Source organism: Bacteroides sp. MSSM.1001136sp1_RTP21357st2_D2_RTP21359_211015 (assembly GCF_040913205.1).
Taxonomy (GTDB): Bacteria; Bacteroidota; Bacteroidia; order Bacteroidales; family Bacteroidaceae; genus Bacteroides; species Bacteroides ovatus.
In genome coordinates, this window is record NZ_JBDFVF010000008.1 from 39,530 (window position 1) to 59,595 (window position 20,066).

Here is a 20,066-nt window from a genome sequence, read left to right on the forward strand (position 1 = left end):
AGCCCTGAAAGGGCGGAACTGTATACAATTATGCCCTTTCAGGGCGCAAATTCAGATTGCCGTTTTTACGTAGGGCGTTGCCCTACGCTATATAATTAAGCCCTTTCAGGGCACTCCGCAAAATTATCATTTAGTGGTTATGCACTATTTAAGTATTAAACGATTAGAAAAAGTATCATGAAGAAGTTATTGCTGGCAGTTTTTAGTATAGCCACCACTTTCTCTCTATATGCGCAACGGGAAGTTCCGCAGGAACGAATGGAGCAGATTTATGAGGAAGTAAAGACACCATACAAATACGGGCTTGCAGTTGCCCCGGCAGACAATTATCATAAGATTGATTGTCCTACCGTTTTTCGCCAAGGAGACAAGTGGCTGATGACTTATGTGGTTTACAACGGTAAAGGTGGAACCGATGGTCGTGGTTACGAAACGTGGATAGCAGAAAGTGATAATTTGCTCGAATGGCGCACTTTGGGACGGGTTCTTTCTTATCGGGATGGAAAATGGGACTGCAATCAGCGTGGCGGATTTCCTGCATTGCCGGATATGGAATGGGGTGGAAGCTATGAGCTTCAGACTTATAAAGGTCGCCATTGGATGACTTATATCGGTGGTGAAGGAACGGGTTACGAAGCTGTAAAAGCCCCGCTTTATGTCGGACTGGCATGGACGAAAGGAGATATTTCTACGGCACATGAATGGGAATCTCTGGACAAACCGATTTTGAGCATCCATGATAAAGATGCCCAATGGTGGGAAAAACTGACTCAATATAAGAGTACCGTTTATTGGGATAAAGATAAAACATTGGGAGCTCCGTTTGTAATGTATTACAACGCGGGCGGGCGTCATCCGGAAACGGATTTAAAAGGCGAACGTGTCGGCATTGCGCTTTCCAAAGATATGAAAACATGGAAACGCTACTCCGGCAATCCGGTCTTCGCGCACGAAGCAGATGGAACCATTACAGGAGATGCGCATATCCAAAAGATGGGAGATGTGTATGTGATGTTCTATTTCTCTGCTTTTGAACCTTCGCGTAAATATAAAGCATTCAATACATTTGCCGCCAGCTATGATTTAGTGAACTGGACCGACTGGAAAGGGGCCGACCTGATTATCCCCTCCAAGAACTACGATGAACTGTTTGCTCATAAGAGCTATGTGGTGAAACATGACGGAGTGGTTTATCATTTCTATTGTGCAGTAAACAACGCAGAGCAACGTGGCATTGCCATTGCTACCAGTAAGCCAATGGGACGTTCGGCTGTCCGTTTCCCGGTTCCGGAGAGTAAGAATCGCCGGCAAATCATGACATTGAATGAAGGTTGGAAAACCTGGATTACAGAGGCAACTCATTTGAAAGGTAATTTTATGATGCCTGCAAAAACGGTGAATATTCCTCATAATTGGGACGATTATTATGGATACCGTCAGTTGACACATGGAAACCTGCATGGAACAGCTATGTATGTGAAAGATTTCACGGCAGATGTAAAATCCGGGAAACGGTATTTCCTTCGTTTTGACGGAGTGGGTACATACGCCACCATTACAGTGAACGGAAAGAATTTCGGTCGCCATCCCATAGGGCGCACCACATTGACTTTGGATGTCACAGATGAATTGAAACAGGGAGTAAATCGCCTGGAAGTGAAAGCCGAGCATCCTGAAATGATTGCCGATATGCCTTGGGTATGTGGGGGATGTTCGTCGGAATGGGGATTCAGTGAGGGTTCCCAGCCGTTAGGAATCTTTCGTCCTGTGGTATTGGAAGTAACAGATGAGATTCGCATAGAACCTTTCGGTGTACATATTTGGAATGACGAAAAGGCTGCTAACGTATTTGTAGAAACAGAGGTCAAGAATTATAGTAAAACAACAGAAACGGTAGAGTTAGTCAATAAACTAAGCAATGCCGATGGAAAACAAGTTTTCCGTTTGGTTGAGAAAGTTACTTTAGCTCCGGGAGAAATGAAAGTGATTCGCCAGCAGGCTCCTGTTGAGAATCCTGTCTTGTGGAATACGGAAAATCCATATCTCTATAAATTGGCCAGCATGATTAAGCGTGATACGAAAACAACTGATGAAATTTCGACACCTTTCGGCATTCGTACCATTAGCTGGCCGGTAAAACGAAACGATGGAGACGGACGTTTTTACCTGAATGGGAAGCCCGTGTTTATCAATGGAGTATGCGAGTATGAGCATCAGTTCGGACAAAGCCATGCGTTCAGCAATGAACAGGTTGCTGCAAGGGTAAAACAGATACGTGCGGCCGGTTTCAATGCATTCCGGGATGCTCATCAGCCCCATCATCTCGATTATCAGAAGTACTGGGATGAAGAGGGAATCTTGTTTTGGACACAATTTTCCGCCCATGTGTGGTATGACACTCCGGAGTTTCGTGAGAACTTTAAAAAGTTGCTTCGTCAATGGGTGAAAGAACGTCGTAATTCCCCGTCAGTGGTGATGTGGGGATTGCAGAATGAAAGCACTTTGCCTCGTGAGTTTGCACAGGAGTGCAGTGATATTATTCGGGAGATGGATCCGACTGCAAAGACAATGCGTGTCATAACAACCTGTAATGGCGGTGAAGGTACAGACTGGAATGTAATTCAAAATTGGAGTGGTACGTATGGAGGAGATGTGACGAAATACGGTCGTGAACTCTCTCAAACGAACCAATTATTGAACGGGGAATATGGAGCGTGGAGAAGTATCGACCTGCATACGGAACCGGGAGATTTCCAGGTGAACGGAGTGTGGAGTGAAGACCGTATGTGTCAGCTGATGGAAACTAAAATCCGTTTGGCAGAACAGGCTAAAGATAGTGTTTGCGGACAATTCCAGTGGATATACAGCAGTCATGATAATCCCGGACGTCGTCAACCGGATGAAGCGTATCGCAAGATAGATAAAGTAGGTCCGTTCAATTATAAAGGATTGGTTACTCCGTGGGAAGAACCATTAGACATATATTATATGTATCGCGCCAACTATGTTCCGGCTGCAAAAGACCCGATGGTTTACCTGGTATCACATACATGGGCCAACCGTTTTGAAAAAGGACGTCGCCGTGCCACTATCGAGGCTTACAGCAATTGTGATTCTGTATTGCTATACAACGATCTGACAAATGAAAAGGCAACCTTCCTCGGACGTAAAAAGAACAACGGAACAGGCACTCATTTTATGTGGGAAAACCGGGATATTCGTTATAACGTACTTCGTGCAGTAGGATATTATAAAGGTAAACCGGTAGCAGAAGACCTGATCCTATTGAATGGTCTGGAGCAAGCCCCTAACTTCGAACTTCTTTATCAGGATGATAAAAAGATATTGAAAGGAGAGACAGGATATAATTATCTGTATCGTCTCAACTGTGGAGGGGATGATTATACAGATAGTTTCGGACAGCTCTGGTTGCAGGACAATACGAATTATTCCCGTTCATGGGCGGAGAATTTCAAGGATCTGAATCCTTATCTTGCCAGTCAACGTACCACCAATGATCCGATTCATGGCACTCGTGACTGGACGTTATTCCAACATTTCCGCTTCGGACGTCACCAACTGGAATATCGTTTCCCTGTGGCAGACGGAACATATCGTATTGAACTGTATTTCACAGAGCCGTGGCATGGTACGGGCGGAAGCGCTTCTACCGACTGTGAAGGACTGCGTATATTTGATGTTGCCGTGAATGATTCTATTGTATTAGATGACTTGGATATTTGGGCTGAAAGCGGTCACGATGGAGTTTGTAAGAAAGTGGTATATGCCACAGTGAGAGGTGGAATGTTGAAAATTCATTTCCCGGAAGTGAAAGCAGGACAAGCCTTGATTTCAGGCATTGCTATTGCCAGCACAGATCAGGAACTGAAACCGACGGTATTCCCTGCATCCGGTTGGAGCTGGGAAAAGGCGGATAAAGAAGTGATGGAAAAGACTCCGAAAGAGTTGCTTCCGGAAGACAAAAATGCTCGTGTCAGTATATCATACGAAGCGGAAATGGCTGTACTGAAAGGCAAATTCCAAAAGAAAGAACATCGCAAACAGATCGGAGTGTTTTTTGGTAAAGGAAAAGGCAACAGCATTGAATGGAATGTTTCTACCGGGTTGGCGCAAGTGTACGCGCTTCGCTTTAAATATATGAACACTACCGGAAAGCCAATACCTGTCTTGATGAAATTCATTGATTCAAAAGGAGTAGTATTGAAAGAGGACATATTGAACTTCCCGGAAACACCGGATAAATGGAAGATGATGAGCACCACTACCGGAACCTTTATCAATGCCGGACATTACAAAGTATTACTTTCGGCAGAAAATATGGACGGTCTGGCATTCGATGCATTGGATGTTCAATAAGTTTTTTAGAAAAACACACATATAAACAGAAAAATAGAAGCGGGACATTAAGAAGTTTGAATATACTTCCGGTGTCCTGCTTTTCATATTCTGATACTTTCTTATAAATAAAATATAGATGTTATTTTTTTAAGATTCGATGTTCTGATTTTAATTATTCGAGGGAGAAACTTCAAATAATCCCTATATTTGAAATCAAAAACAAAATAACACAATGGAGAGCGATTTACCTAATTTTGATTTGCCGTCTGATTATATGGTTGGAGAAGGGTATGGGATAAATTTATTAAAAAGGTATAAAAACTTTCCTTGCAGGGTAAAAGCCGGTTTTTTCATTCTTTGTGTAAAAGGGATAATGCAAACGACAATCAATGGGAATCTTCAAAATATTGGTGAAAATGATTTGATAACCTTACCGCCCGGATATTTTATGGAAATTCTTGATTTTTCACCGGATATTCATATCTATTATGCCGGGTTCTCATCCGGATTCATAGAGGGTATAAATCTAATGAAGTCTACAGAACATCTTCTCCCTATAATTATGGAAAATCCGATAATAAGATTATCTCCATTGCAGGCTTGCAGTTATAAAATGTTCTATGAATCGTCAATTCTTTCGTATGCTTCTCCAAAAACATTGGCAAACAAGGAAATAGTAAAGGCGGTTCTTACCATGTTCCTTCAGGGAGCCACTGAAATTTATAAAATGCAAAATAACTTGTATTTATCTTCCCAGTCAAGAAAGTACGAGATTTATCAGGATTTTTTGCAATTGGTCATGAAATATTATACTATTCATCACGGAACCTCTTTTTATGCCGAACATCTAGGACTTAGCTTGCCGCATTTCTGTTCAACAATAAAAAAGGTTGCAGGAAACACTCCTTTGGAAGTCATAGCTTCCATCATTCTGATGGATGCCAAATCCCGGCTGAAGTCAACCAATGAACCGGTGAAGAATATTGCCTTATCTTTGGGATTTAATAATATCTCTTTCTTCAATAAGTTTTTTAAGCAACATACGGGTGTTACCCCACAGGAATACAGAGGACATTAAGCTTCCACCGGCTGTTTTTCGAGTGGTAATGTAACGGTAAAACGGCTGCCTCTTCCTACTTCTGATACAACAGAAATACTCCCTTGCAGATGTTCTACAATCGTTTTGCAGATAGAGAGTCCCAACCCCGTACCCTGCTTGAAAGTATTGACTTTATAGAAACGGTCGAATATTTCTTTCTGGCATTCTTGGGGAATACCTTCCCCCGTGTCCTCCACAAACAGACAAACTGAATCGTCATTTTCCGGATTAACCATAAAACCGAAATGAATATATCCTTCTTCTGTAAATTTCCGGGCATTATTTATGAAATTGCATATTACTTGTTTCAAGCGTGTAGCGTCAGTAGTTATGTAAATATCATCATCCGGCAAGATTGCTTTTATTTCGATTTCCGGCACATTTTTCACGACCTGCTCTTTCTCTATATCCTTCATTATGGATTTGAGGGAATAATTGGAATAAGTAAACTTGATAGTGTTTGATTCAATCTTGGACAAATCAAGTATATCGTCAATCAATCGTACTAAATGTTCGCTATTGATGCTGATTAGTCGCACGAAATCGGCACGTTCCTCTTCACTTAACTCATCATAAGTAGAACCTATAACATCAGAAAAGCCGACTATTGCATTCAGCGGCGTACGGATTTCATGACTCATATTGGCTAAAAATGCCATTTTAAGACGATCGCTTTCTTCTGCTTTTTTACGTGCCTCGATTAAGGTGTTTTCTATGTCTTTATATTCCTGAATACTCAAGCAGATTCCCACTAACCGATAGGGATGACCGGATATGTTTGCAATATAAGTTGACTGCCCTTCAAACCATTCCCAAGTACCATCCCCCCGGCGCAAACGGAATGGAACTGTTTTGTCAAAAGTTGTATTACCACTAAGTTGTACAACAAAGGCGTCAGCCATAGTTTGCCGATCGTCCGGATGAATCATATTCACATATTCCTCCATTGTCAAAGTATTATTCTCTCCGGCTGGAATACCTAAATGTTCAAAATAACGATCGTCAAGAGTAAATTCACTCCGGCTTATATCATAATACCATGGATAGATTCTGGTTCTTTGCAAAGCAGTATTCAGAATATATTCCTGTGTAAGTTCTACTGTAATATTGCGGAAAAAGAATAAGATGTTTTTTTCGCCCTCTTCATTTTCCATTGTAGCAAATTCTCCTCTTATCGGGAATTGTGTATAGTCAACTTGTTCCTGCATAAATGTATGTTCAGGCAGCGAGTATACTTTTTTGCCCTGACGGATTTCTTCCAAAATGGTCGAGAGTATATCTTCTTTCTTATTTAACAGCTTGAATATCTTGTTGGTCGGAAGAGGCATCATCGCATTGACTGACGAATGTACATGAAGTTCCGTAAGAGCTTGCTGATTCAGTTGTATGACTTCTCTATTTATATCCAATATGATAACTCCGTCAGGCAGGATATTAAGCAAATCATCATTGTAGAGTGTTTGTCCGTTCGCTTCCATATTTTGTTATTTTTCGTTCAATGTACAAGATAATAATTAAATTCATAACAAAGAAAGCCATTTTACTGAAGAAAACATTATTTCAACAAACCTTTTGTACCTGTTTATACAGCTATTTTAATTTGCAACACATTGAATGTTAATACGATATTCCTTTTTTAAGATTCGATACTCATTTATTAAGCCTCACTCCGTTTATTTGCCAGTCATTTTTTTCTGTTCCTTCAGTGAAATTGAATGATTGCACAGAAGAAGACAACGGTTCGAATGTGAGTGAAAATTCTGCTTCGCCGCTTTCAGGCAAATAAAAGTGCTCACCGGGTTTAATCCCATCTGCTTTCTTTAAGGTATACATTTCACCTTTCTCATCTACCAATCTACAATTCGGGCTGACTCGTATCCAGTATTTGGGAATATAATAAGCGTTGAAATGTACGGTGGTAGCGGTGTCTGTCAGTACCACTTGCTTGACTTCAAGAATATCGGTATTGGTTGATTCCGACACAGGATAGTTAACGACTTTTGTATTTCCTTGCCATGTAATACTCATTTCATGTTTGACAGCATCCAGATACCTGCGCATTTTTAGTTTCAAACTGCCTTTGCCATAACCCGACCATATTTTCATGATTTTACCTTCGGGAGAGATAAGGACATAGTTGGGAATACCTCGAACTCCATATTTAGCGTATAATCCGGCTGTTTGTTTTAAGTCATTTAAATTCTGCCAGGTCATTTCATGTTTTGCCGAAGCTGCCTTCCACCTGCTTTTCGTATCGGAGCTTAGACTAATGATAGTAAGACGCTCTTTATATTGTTCTTGAATCTCTTTCATCTCTGGTAAAGCCATAATGCAAGGACCGCAACCGCTACTCCAGAAATCAAGCAATATATATTTTCCATTGAAATCAGTCAGATGATGAATCTTTCCATCCAAATCGAAAAGTTCGGTATCTGCCATTTTATCTCCCTCTTTCACAACTGTAGGCGGGAAAAGATTAACTGCAATTTCCTGTCCTGTTATAGAAGTTTTTTGTGCTTCATTCATTCTATTATACAAAGCCAGTGTTTCATCTTTATAAGAGAAATTTGGATTGTACTTCACTGACATGCTCAATTTATATAGCCTGTCCATCCAAATGTTTGATACAGGAAGTTCCTGCATCAGTTTCATTTCACGTTTGCTGATTAAAGCTGAAATACTGTCTTCTTTCACACGTAGAGCCTTCTGTTCGGCTTCCGGGGCAGAACGCAGGCTTCTTGCTTTGATAGACAAACGTTGATACTCATCCCATAAATCGTGTGAATCTTCAATAAACCTATTATATTCTATTTGTTCCTTTACAGGGCTGTCTACTGTCCACGTATGTATCAAGGTATTCGTTCCGGTTACTTTGATTCTTGCATTAGGAGTCGCATAAATCTCCAGCGACATGGAAGGAAAATCATCATTACGGGTACACATTAGAGATAATTTGTCTAAACCATCTTCTCCGGCATTTCGTTTGAAGAAGAAAGTACCGTTTTGTATGGTATCCATGGCTACTGTACTTCCTACATTTCCGTCAAGTAGAAAAAGAGAAACAAGAGTTCCATCCTTTACACCTTCCACTTTACCTTCAATCGTATACTCGTGCTGTGCTTGTGAAACGAGACTGCCAAATAAAAAGAGGCTGCTAAATAGTAGTTTTTTCATCATCATAATATTAGAAGTAATTATACGCCACAAGGTAAAGCTTTTCTTTATAGAGTGTTACTCCTTTTATTGTTCTTTAATATTTCTGTAAAAGAAAAGGGTACAAAATGCCCTTTCGTCCGTCTACTTGATATGAAGAAAAAAGAACGAATGAAAATATATACTTTACTGCTTGGCGCATTGTTTGTAAGTCCTACACAGGCACAAACAATGCATGATTGGGAGAATCATCATGTTCTCCAGATCAATCGTGAACCGGCAAGAGCCGCTTTTACCCCTTTCTCTGTACAGAAAGGAGACGGCTCAATCTCTTTAGACGGAACCTGGAAATTCCGTTGGACTCCCGTTCCCAATGAAAGAGTCGTGAACTTCTATCAGATAAATTTTGATGATAAAGATTGGACGGATTTTCCTGTTCCCGCCAATTGGGAAGTGAACGGATATGGCACGCCTATCTATGTTTCAGCAGGCTATCCGTTTAAAATAGATCCTCCACGGGTGATGGGAGAACCGAAAACTGACTATACCACGTATAAAGAACGGAACCCGGTAGGGCAATATCGCCGCACCTTTGTTTTGCCGGCCGGATGGGAAGCGGATGGACAGACTTTTCTACGCTTTGAAGGTGTAATGAGTGCGTTTTATGTTTGGATCAACGGCGAACGGGTAGGGTATAGCCAAGGCAGTATGGAACCGAGCGAATTTAATGTCACGAAGTATCTGAAATCCGGAGAAAATCAGATTTCACTGGAAGTCTACCGATATAGTGACGGTTCTTATCTGGAAGATCAGGATTTCTGGCGTTTTGGTGGTATTCATCGTAGTATTCATCTGATACATACACCGGATATTCATGTCCGTGATTATGCGGTACGTACTCTTCCCGCATCTGTTGGTAATTATAAAGACTTTATTTTGCAGATTGATCCGCAATTTAGTGTATATCGAGGGATGACCGGAAAAGGGTATATTTTACAGGGAGTACTGAAGGATGCTTCAGGTAAAGAAGTTGCCACATTGAAAGGTGATGTGGAAGATATGCTTGATTTGGAACATAAAGCAAGCCGGATGAATGAATGGTATCCGCAGCGTGGCCCGCGTAAGATGGGACGTTTGTCAGCTATTATAAAATCACCGGAAAGATGGACGGCAGAAACGCCCTATCTCTATAAATTACACTTAACTCTCCAAAATGAAGAAAGAAGAGTCGTAGAACAGATAGAACAGGCCGTGGGCTTCCGCTCTGTAGAAATCAAAAAAGGACAACTGTTAGTGAATGGTAATCCGGTTCGTTTTCGTGGAGTGAACCGTCACGAACATGATCCACGGACGGCACGTGTCATGAGCGAAGAACGGATGCTTCAGGATATTCTTTTAATGAAACAGGCGAATATAAATGCCGTACGCACCAGCCATTACCCCAATGTCAGCCGTTGGTACGAGCTATGCGACAGCTTGGGATTGTACGTGATGGACGAAGCGGATATAGAAGAACACGGATTGCGTGGCACACTCGCAAGTACTCCCGACTGGCATGCGGCATTTATGGACCGTGCGGTCCGTATGGCGGAACGTGATAAGAATTATCCATGTATTGTAATGTGGAGCATGGGAAACGAAAGCGGTTACGGACCGAACTTCGCTGCTATTTCGGCATGGCTGCATGATTTCGATCCCACTCGCCCTGTACACTATGAGGGGGCACAGGGAGTGGACGGAAATCCTGACCCGAAGACGGTAGATGTTATCAGCCGCTTTTATACCCGGGTGAAACAGGAATATTTAAATCCCGGTATTGCAGAAGGAGAGGATAAAGAACGCGCTGAAAATGCACGTTGGGAACGGTTGCTGGAGATTGCGGAGCGTACCAATGACGACCGTCCGGTGATGACGAGTGAATATGCACATTCCATGGGGAATGCATTAGGAAATTTCAAGGAATATTGGGATGAGATATATAGTAATCCCCGTATGCTGGGTGGTTTTATATGGGATTGGGTAGATCAGGGAATCTACAAGACATTACCCGATGGCCGTACCATGGTGGCTTACGGCGGTGACTTTGGCGATAAGCCGAATTTAAAAGCTTTCTGCTTTAATGGACTACTGATGAGTGACCGTGAAACTACGCCTAAATATTGGGAGGTAAAGAAGGTATATGCACCAGTTGAGTTGAGAGTTGAGAATGGAGAGTTGAGAGTAACCAACCGGAATCATCATATTGATTTATCACTTTATCGTTGCCTGTGGACATTATCAGTGGATGGTAAGGAGAAAGAACGGGGAGAAATAACATTGCCGGAAATAACCCCAGGCGAAAGTAAAACAATTGATTTGCCGGCTTTCCGATCATTAAAAGGCGCTTATTCTTTAAGTAATAAAAGTGAGGAAATTAGTAAGACAAATAAAAAAACGGAGAAAACTCTTTCCGATTGCCAACTGAAAGTAAGCATTGTTTTGAAATCGGATGCTCTTTGGGCAAAAGCGGGACATGAAGTGACCCAAGAACAATTCTGCTTGCAGAAAGGAGATTTAGCCTCTACTGATCTGATTAATAAAGGAATACTTCAGGTGAAAGAGGATGATAAATCTTTATTGATTAGCGGACGCGGTTTTTCTGTTCAGTGGGAAAAGAAAGTGAACGGAAGTATGACCTCCCTTATATATAAGAACAAAGAAATGCTGGCTCACTCCGATGATTTTCCGGTTCAGCCTGTCACTCAAGTTTTCCGTGCTCCGACAGATAATGACAAGAGCTTCGGAAACTGGTTGGCTAAAGACTGGAAATTGCATGGAATGGATCATCCGCAGATAAATCTGGAATCTTTCCACCATGAAAAACGTGCAGACGGGGCGGTCATTGTCCGGATTCAAACTAGTAATTTATATAAAGAAGGAAAAGTGGTGACTACTTCTGTCTATACAGTCTTTTCAGATGGAACGATTGATCTGAAAACAACTTTCTTGCCACAAGGAGTTCTTCCTGAAATTCCCCGTTTAGGTATCGCATTCTGTCTGGCGCCTGCTTATGATACATTTACCTGGTATGGCAGAGGGCCACAGGATAACTATCCTGACCGCAAAACATCTGCTATGATAGGGCTTTGGAAAGGAAGCGTTGCAGAACAGTACGTACATTATCCACGTCCGCAGGATAGTGGGAACAAAGAGGAAGTGCATTATCTGACCCTGACCGACAAACAGAATAAAGGTATTCGTGTTGACGCGGTAGAAAACGTATTTTCTGCATCTGCCCTGCATTACACCGTACAGGACATCTATGAAGAAACTCACGATTGTAATTTAAAACCACGTGCGGAAATCATTCTTAGTATGGATGCTGCCGTACTTGGATTAGGAAACAGTAGTTGCGGACCGGGTGTATTGAAGAAATATGCCATAGAGAAAAAAGAACATACGCTGCATATCCGCATCAGTAGTAAACAATGATAGCAATAAATAACTAACACAATTATAAAAGTAACAATGAAAAAAGTAACCACTTTATTATCGACCTTAGCGTTGGCAACTACCCTGGCTGCTCAAAACCTTCCACAAACGGAAAGGCAATATCTCTCCGGTCACGGATGCGACGATATGGTTGAATGGGACTTCTTTTGTACCAACGGACGCAATTCCGGCAAATGGACGAAAATCGGTGTACCTTCCTGTTGGGAATTGCAAGGCTTCGGCACTTATCAGTATGGGATCACTTTCTATGGAAAACCATTTCCTGAAGGTGTTGCTGATGAAAAAGGTATGTATAAGTACGAATTTGAAGTCCCGGAAAAGTTTCGCGGAAAACAGGTCAGTCTTGTATTTGAAGCTTCAATGACAGATACGGAAGTAAAAGTGAACGGACGCAAAGTTGGTTCCAAACATCAGGGAGCCTTCTATCGTTTTTCATACAACGTCACGGATTTCCTGAAATATGGCAAAAAGAATTTACTGGAAGTCACTGTTGCCAAAGAGAGTGAAAATGCCAGTGTGAACCTTGCCGAACGTCGTGCTGATTATTGGAATTTCGGCGGTATCTTCCGTCCGGTGTTCTTGGAGGTGAAACCAGCCGTAAACCTGCGGCACATTGCCATTGACGCAAAGATGGATGGAACTTTCCGTGCCAACTGCTACACAAATATCTCTAATGACGGAATGAGCATCCGTACACAGATTTTAGATAAAAAAGGAAAGAAGTTAGCGGAAGGCACTGTACCTGTAAAAGCGGGTGGCGACTGGACTTCTTTGCAACTGAATGTCTCTAACCCTGCACTATGGACTGCGGAAACTCCGAATCTTTATAAAGCTCAATTCTCCCTGTTGGATAAGGACGGTAAAGTGCTGCATAGTGGTACGGAAAACTTTGGTTTCCGTACCATTGAAGTACGTGAAAGCGACGGACTTTATATAAACGGAGTACGTATCAATGTACGTGGTGTCAATCGTCATAGTTTCCGTCCTGAAAGTGGCCGTACATTAAGTAAAGCGAAGAATATCGAAGACGTTCTTTTGATGAAAAGCATGAATATGAATTCCGTCCGTTTGAGCCATTATCCGGCAGACCCGGAATTTTTGGAAGCTTGTGATTCTCTCGGACTTTATGTGATGGATGAGTTGGGAGGCTGGCATGGCAAGTATGATACCCCCACCGGAGTACGTCTGATTGAAGGTATGATAGAACGTGACGTGAATCATCCGTCTATTATTTGGTGGAGTAATGGTAATGAAAAAGGATGGAATACCGAACTGGATGGAGAGTTTCATAAATACGATCCGCAGAAACGTCCGGTTATTCACCCGCAAGGTAACTTCTCCGGTTTTGAAACCATGCATTACCGCTCTTACGGAGAAAGCCAGAACTACATGCGCTTACCGGAAATCTTTATGCCTACGGAATTCTTGCATGGTTTGTACGATGGCGGCCATGGTGCCGGATTATACGATTATTGGGAAATGATGCGCAAGCATCCCCGTTGTATCGGTGGATTCCTTTGGGTATTGGCAGACGAAGGCGTGAAGCGTGTAGATATGGACGGATTCATCGACAATCAAGGAAACTTTGGAGCAGACGGTATTGTAGGGCCACATCACGAAAAGGAGGGTAGCTACTACACTATCAAGCAGTTATGGAGTCCGGTGCAAATCATGAATACTTCTATCGACAAGCAATTTGATGGCAAATTCTCCGTAGAAAACCGTTACGATTATCTGAATCTGAATACTTGCCGTTTCCTTTGGAAGCAAGTAAAATTCCCGCTGGCAACAGATGCTTCCAATGCCGCTGTTCAAGTACTGAAAGAAGGAGAGGTGCAGGGTAGTGATGTGGCTGCTCATTCGGCAGGTGTCTTAGATATAAGAACAAATATCCTCGCTGATACAGATGCTCTTTACCTGACAGCTATTGATAAATACGGTCATGAACTTTGGCGCTGGACTTTCCCGGTCAACAAACTGAATCAACAGACAGAACAGCTTTCTCCCTTGTCCAGTCGTCCTACTTATACAGAGACAGAAAATGATCTTACTGTGAAAGCGAATAAGCGTACATTCATCTTCTCAAAGAAAGACGGACAACTAAAAGGAGTATCTGTAGATAATCGTAAGATTAGTTTCGCCAATGGTCCCCGTTTCATCGGAGCCCGTCGTGCAGACCGCTCATTGGATCAGTTCTATAACCATGATGATGAGAAAGCAAAAGAAAAAGACCGCACATACAGCGAATTCCCGGATGCTGCCGTATTTACGAAACTGGATGTGAAAGAAGACGGAGGTAATCTGGTTGTTACCGCCAATTATAAACTGGGTAATTTGGATAAAGCTCAATGGACAATCAACCCGAGTGGGGATTTGGCTTTGGATTACACCTACAATTTCTCCGGTGTTGTAGATTTGATGGGTATTCGTTTCGACTATCCTGAAGATCAGGTAATCAGCAAACGCTGGCTGGGTGCCGGACCTTACCGTGTATGGCAAAACCGTATTCACGGAACGCAATACGATGTATGGGAAAACGACTATAACGATCCTATTCCGGGTGAGACCTTCACATATCCCGAATTCAAAGGATACTTTGGTGATGTTTCCTGGATGAATATCCAAACGAAAGAAGGCACTATCAGTCTGACAAACGAAACTTCCGACGCGTATATCGGAGTATATCAGCCTCGTGATGGCCGCGACCGTTTGCTTTATACTCTCCCCGAAAGCGGAATCTCTGTCCTGAACGTGATTCCTCCGGTACGTAATAAAGTAAACTCCACCGATTTGTGTGGTCCCTCTTCACAACCGAAATGGGTAAATGGTCCACAAACCGGACGAGTCATTTTCCGGTTTATGTAAATGAATCATATAAAGGTATCCACATTGCGTTGGGTACCTTTTTTATTTGGCCTTCTCACCGATTTTTCAAGGAAAAAGGCTATAAGTGGGGAATAATCATTATTTTTGTTTCGTTTTATACATTCAGATTAATGAATTCTTTCCTATGTACACAATACTAATTATAGAAGATGAACCCCGGGTTGCAAGTTTGCTGATGAACGGACTGGAGGAAAATGGCTATCAGACAATGGTGGCTTATGACGGACTAATGGGGTTACGGCTTTTCCAGACGCACACATTCGATCTGGTTATATCTGACATCGTTTTGCCTAAGATGGACGGATTTGAACTGGCGAAAGAAATTCGCAAAACCAATCCCCATATCCCTATATTGATGTTGACGGCATTAGGATCGACGAACGATAAACTGGACGGTTTCGATGCCGGTGCAGACGATTACATGGTGAAACCTTTTGATTTCAGAGAGTTAAATGCCAGAATCAAAGTGCTGTTGAAACGTGTGGCGGGTAATGCACAGGAATTGCCGCAGGAACTTGTCTATGCAGATTTGCGTATTGACCTTCAACGTAAAGACGTAGAACGAAACAGCATATCCATAAAACTTTCTCCTAAGGAATACAACTTACTGTTATATATGGTAGAAAATGCCGAAAGAGTATTGAGCAGGGTTGAAATAGCAGAAAAAGTATGGAACACCCATTTTGATACAGGAACGAATTTCATAGATGTATATATCAACTATCTCCGCAAAAAGATAGACAGGGACTTTGAACCGAAACTTATTCATACCAAAGCCGGAATGGGTTTCATACTGACTGATAAATTATGAAGATCAGAACAACGTTGACTCTACAATATGCAGGGCTTACAGCTGCGGTATTCTTTGTTTTTGTGATGGCTGTCTACTATGTCAGTGAACATTCGCGTAGTAATGCTTTCTTTCGTAATCTTCAAAGTGAAGCTATAACCAAAGCACATTTATTCCTTAAAAATCAAGTAGATGCCAAAACCATGCAGTCTATATACCTGAATAATCAGAAGTTTATTGATGAAGTAGAGGTTGCCGTCTATACAACAGATTTTAAAATATTATATCACGACGCTCTGCAAAACGATATTGTCAAAGAAACACCGGAGATGATAAAGCGTATTTTACAGCGGAAGAACATCAATTTCTATGTAGATGAATATCAGGCTATAGGACTGGTGTATCCGTTTGAGGGCAAAGACTATGTGGTTACCGCCGCAGCCTACGACGGTTATGGATACGCCAACCGGGATGCGCTAAGAAACATGCTCATTCTCCTATTTATCGGTGGATTGAGCGTATTGGTGGTTGTGGGGTATATCCTGTCTCGAAGCACTTTAAAACCGATACGTAATATAGTGAAAGAAGCGGAAAAAATCACAGCATCGCATATTGATAAAAGATTGCCTGTAAAAAATGAACAGGATGAACTGGGAGAATTGAGTACGACATTCAATGCATTGTTGGAGCGCCTGGAAAAGTCTTTCAATTCACAAAAGATGTTCGTCAGTAATGTATCTCATGAATTACGTACTCCTATGGCAGCCCTTACAGCTGAACTGGATTTAGCTTTATTGAAAGAACGAAGTTCCGAGCAATATCAGATAGCTATCGGCAATGCATTGCAGGATTCTCACAGAATTGTAAACCTGATCGACGGATTATTGAATTTGGCAAAAGCGGACTATCAGTCGGAACAGATCACAATGGAAGAGGTTCGTTTAGACGAGCTGTTGCTGGACGCCAGAGAGCTGGTATTAAAAGCCCATCCGGATTATCACATCGAATTAGTATTTGAGCAAGAAGCTGAAGAAGATAATGTGCTGACAGTAATTGGAAACAGTTATTTACTGACCACTGCTTTTGTGAATTTGGTAGAGAATAACTGCAAATATTCTTCCAACCGAACTTCGTCAGTCTTGATAGCCTATTGGGAGCAATGGGCAATCATCCGCCTGTCAGATACCGGTGTAGGCATGTCTGATACGGATAAAGAAAACCTGTTTACACTGTTTTATCGCGGAGAAAACAAGAATATTGCTCCCGGAAATGGTATAGGTATGGCCTTGACACAAAAGATCATCCACCTTCACAAAGGCGAACTTACCGTATCTTCCCATAAGGATGAGGGCACTACCTTTGTGGTGAGGCTCCCGCATATCTAAGAAATTCTAATCGTTTTCTAATACCACTCTAATCATTCTCTAACAGCTTCCCGGTGAAGTCCTCCTTACTTTTGCATCGAATTAATAAATGCAGTTAGTAACTAAAAAAAAATAGAGATTATGGTATGGAAGAAAAAACTGCGTTCACCACAGTACACATTCAATTCAGAGAAAGTATTTTTGGTTGCCACACAACCCAGTAAGTCAATCTATTCATACTTGCAGACAACCAAGCTTGGATTAACACAGGGAGAAGTGCAGGAGCGACAATCCATTTATGGAAGAAACGAAGTGGTACATGAACAGAAAAAGAATCCGTTTATCCTGTTTATCAAAACGTTTATCAATCCTTTCATTGGTGTTCTGACCGGGCTCGCCATTATATCCTTATTTTTGGATGTATTGATGGCCGATCCCGGAGAGCAGGAATGGACGGGAGTCATTATCATCTCATCCATGGTGCTGTTCAGTGCTATCCTGCGTTTTTGGCAGGAATGGCGAGCAAGTGAGGCTACGGATTCTTTAATGAAAATGGTAAAAAACACATGTCTTGCCAAACGTGCGGGAGAGCATGAAGAAGAGATCGAGATTACGGAACTCGTCCCGGGGGATATCGTGTATTTGGCAGCTGGGGACATGGTTCCCGCTGATATTCGGATCATCGATTCGAAAGACTTGTTTATCAGCCAGGCTTCATTAACAGGAGAGTCCGAACCGATAGAAAAGTTTCCGGAGGTACGTGGACAGCAGTTCCGAAAAGGAAGTGTCATTGAATTGGACAATATTTGCTATATGGGTTCCAATGTGATAAGTGGTGCGGCAAAAGGAATCGTTTTTGAGACGGGGAACAAAACCTATCTGGGTACTATTGCAAAAAGCCTGGTCGGACATCGTGCCACTACAGCTTTTGACAAAGGCATTAGTAAAGTTAGCTTTTTGTTGATTCGTTTCATGTTGGTTATGGTTCCATTTGTATTTTTCGTGAATGGCTTTACGAAAGGAGACTGGTTCGAGGCTTTCATATTCGCCATATCCGTTGCGGTTGGTCTTACCCCGGAAATGTTACCAATGATTGTGACTGCCAACCTTTCCAAAGGAGCGATAGCCATGTCCAAAAAGAAAACAATCGTAAAGAATCTCAATGCCATTCAGAATTTTGGAGCGATGGACATACTCTGCACTGACAAAACCGGTACATTGACCTGCGATAAAATCGTGTTGGAAAAATATATCAATGCAGATGGCAGTGACGACAACAGTAAACGTATTCTTCGTCATGCTTACTTCAACAGTTATTTCCAAACCGGTTTAAGGAACCTGATGGATAAAGCGATTCTTTCCCATGTAAGAGATTTGAGCCTGGAACATCTGAAGGATGACTATACCAAAGTGGACGAAATACCTTTCGACTTTACGCGCAGAAGAATGTCTGTTGTAATAGAAGACAGGCAGGGAAAGCGGCAAATCATCACCAAAGGAGCGGTAGAAGAGGTTCTCGATGTCTGTTCCTATGCCGAGTTCAACGGGCAGATTCACCCCTTGACTGATGCCTTGAAAATCAAAGCACAGATGATTAGTGAAGATATGAATCAGCAGGGGATGAGGGTATTGGCAGTCTCCCAAAAAAGTTTTATCGAGAAAGATTGTAATTTCGCCATCGAAGATGAAAAAGAAATGGTATTGATCGGGTATCTTGCTTTTCTTGATCCTCCGAAACCTTCTGCTGCCGAAGCCATCGAACAATTATATGCGCATGGAGTAGCAGTTAAAATTCTATCGGGAGACAATGATATTGTAGTGAAAGCTATTGCACGACAGGTAGGAATTGACACCAGTCATTTTCTTACGGGGATAGAAATAGAAAATATGGACGAAACAGCATTGAAAGAAGCGGTAAAGGATACCACTTTATTTTCAAAACTGACTCCATTACAAAAGACGCAAATCATCTCTCTGTTGCAGGAACAAGGGAATACGGTGGGATTCCTGGGAGATGGAATCAATGATGCAGGTGCATTACGTCAGTCGGACATTGGTATATCAGTCGATTCTGCTGTGGATATAGCCAAAGAAAGCGCAGATATTATCTTGTTGGAAAAAGATTTGATGGTATTGGAAGACGGAGTGCTCGAAGGAAGAAAGACATTCGGCAATATCAATAAGTACATAAAGATGACTGCCAGTTCCAATTTTGGTAATATGTTCAGTGTGATGTTTGCCAGTGCATTCCTGCCGTTTCTGCCCATGATGCCGATACATCTATTGATCCAGAACTTGTTATATGACATATCGCAGACCACCATTCCTTTTGACCGTATGGACCCGGAGTTCCTGAAGAAACCCCGTAAATGGGATGCGTCCGATCTAAGTCGTTTTATGATTTATGTAGGTCCCATCAGTTCTATCTTTGATATTATAACGTATCTGGTTATGTGGTACGTATTTAGCTGCAACAGCCCCGAACATCAGACACTGTTTCAGACCGGATGGTTTGTGGAAGGTTTGTTATCACAGACATTGATTGTCCACATGATACGTACCCGCAAGATACCGTTCATACAAAGCCGTGCCACATGGTCTGTGATGGGACTGACCTTCTTAATCATGGCAATAGGTATTCTTATTCCTTTCACCGCTTTCGGGCGTTCCATCGGATTGACAGCTCTTCCTTTGAGCTATTTCCCCTGGCTGGTTGGGATTTTGCTCTCTTATTGCATTTTGACGCAGATCGTGAAGAATTGGTATATCAGGAAGTTTGTGCGCTGGTTATAGCTTTGTCTGTTTATCTCGCAAATTAAATGTATATATTGTAAAAGATTTAAAATTGAGACGAATTGTCTGTCAAGAGTTTTTGCCCCTAAAATTAATTTCATATATTTAGGAGCAAGAACTCTTATTTATT

9 protein-coding genes are annotated in these 20,066 nt (G+C 41.9%); 7 read left to right on the forward strand and 2 right to left on the reverse strand.

Annotated elements, in window-relative coordinates:
- Window positions 1-177: 177 nt before the first annotated feature.
- Window positions 178-4,377 carry a malectin domain-containing carbohydrate-binding protein gene (locus AB5217_RS07350; protein WP_195647450.1) on the forward strand — a complete coding sequence of 1,400 codons (4,200 nt, stop codon included), beginning with the start codon at window positions 178-180 and terminating at the stop codon, window positions 4,375-4,377.
- Window positions 4,378-4,591: 214 nt separating this feature from the next.
- Window positions 4,592-5,437 carry a helix-turn-helix domain-containing protein gene (locus AB5217_RS07355; protein ID WP_004318341.1) on the forward strand — a complete coding sequence of 282 codons (846 nt, stop codon included), beginning with the start codon at window positions 4,592-4,594 and terminating at the stop codon, window positions 5,435-5,437.
- Here AB5217_RS07355 and AB5217_RS07360 read toward each other — a convergent pair.
- The gene (locus AB5217_RS07360) at window positions 5,434-6,936 is read right to left on the reverse strand and encodes an ATP-binding protein (RefSeq protein WP_004318339.1); all 1,503 of its coding nucleotides are present in this window, start codon (window positions 6,934-6,936) and stop codon (window positions 5,434-5,436) included. The genes AB5217_RS07355 and AB5217_RS07360 overlap by 4 nt on opposite strands.
- 172 nt (window positions 6,937-7,108) lie before the next feature.
- Complete coding sequence (locus tag AB5217_RS07365; protein WP_195647449.1) at window positions 7,109-8,638, reverse strand: TlpA disulfide reductase family protein; 1,530 nt, start codon at window positions 8,636-8,638, stop codon at window positions 7,109-7,111.
- 126 nt (window positions 8,639-8,764) lie between these two features.
- Here AB5217_RS07365 and AB5217_RS07370 point away from each other — a divergent pair, with 126 nt between their 5' ends.
- The 5 genes from AB5217_RS07370 (at window position 8,765) to mgtA (ending at window position 19,936) form a co-directional block, all read left to right on the forward strand.
- Window positions 8,765-12,082 (forward strand): glycoside hydrolase family 2 TIM barrel-domain containing protein, encoded by a 3,318-nt coding sequence (locus AB5217_RS07370; protein WP_229115835.1) that lies wholly within the window; start codon window positions 8,765-8,767, stop codon window positions 12,080-12,082.
- Window positions 12,083-12,118: 36 nt separating this feature from the next.
- Window positions 12,119-14,968 carry a glycoside hydrolase family 2 TIM barrel-domain containing protein gene (locus AB5217_RS07375; protein WP_368112696.1) on the forward strand — a complete coding sequence of 950 codons (2,850 nt, stop codon included), beginning with the start codon at window positions 12,119-12,121 and terminating at the stop codon, window positions 14,966-14,968.
- Window positions 14,969-15,113: 145 nt separating this feature from the next.
- A complete protein-coding gene (locus tag AB5217_RS07380; RefSeq protein ID WP_004296049.1) occupies window positions 15,114-15,800 on the forward strand; it encodes a response regulator transcription factor in 687 nt (228 codons plus the stop codon).
- Window positions 15,797-17,164, forward strand: a complete 1,368-nt coding sequence (locus tag AB5217_RS07385; RefSeq protein WP_368112695.1) for an ATP-binding protein — start codon at window positions 15,797-15,799, stop codon at window positions 17,162-17,164. Before AB5217_RS07380 ends, AB5217_RS07385 begins: the two co-directional genes overlap by 4 nt.
- A gap of 120 nt (window positions 17,165-17,284) precedes the next feature.
- Window positions 17,285-19,936, forward strand: coding sequence for a magnesium-translocating P-type ATPase (mgtA, locus tag AB5217_RS07390; protein ID WP_368112694.1), 2,652 nt, complete (start codon window positions 17,285-17,287; stop codon window positions 19,934-19,936).
- Window positions 19,937-20,066: the final 130 nt, after the last annotated feature.

Coding starts and splice junctions, on each gene's coding strand:
- AB5217_RS07350 (WP_195647450.1), top strand. CDS start 178: ATGAAGAAGTTATTGCTGGCAGTTTTTAGTATAGCCACCACTTTCTCT.
- AB5217_RS07355 (WP_004318341.1), top strand. CDS start 4,592: ATGGAGAGCGATTTACCTAATTTTGATTTGCCGTCTGATTATATGGTT.
- AB5217_RS07360 (WP_004318339.1), bottom strand. CDS start 6,936: ATGGAAGCGAACGGACAAACACTCTACAATGATGATTTGCTTAATATC.
- AB5217_RS07365 (WP_195647449.1), bottom strand. CDS start 8,638: ATGATGATGAAAAAACTACTATTTAGCAGCCTCTTTTTATTTGGCAGT.
- AB5217_RS07370 (WP_229115835.1), top strand. CDS start 8,765: ATGAAGAAAAAAGAACGAATGAAAATATATACTTTACTGCTTGGCGCA.
- AB5217_RS07375 (WP_368112696.1), top strand. CDS start 12,119: ATGAAAAAAGTAACCACTTTATTATCGACCTTAGCGTTGGCAACTACC.
- AB5217_RS07380 (WP_004296049.1), top strand. CDS start 15,114: ATGTACACAATACTAATTATAGAAGATGAACCCCGGGTTGCAAGTTTG.
- AB5217_RS07385 (WP_368112695.1), top strand. CDS start 15,797: ATGAAGATCAGAACAACGTTGACTCTACAATATGCAGGGCTTACAGCT.
- mgtA (WP_368112694.1), top strand. CDS start 17,285: ATGGTATGGAAGAAAAAACTGCGTTCACCACAGTACACATTCAATTCA.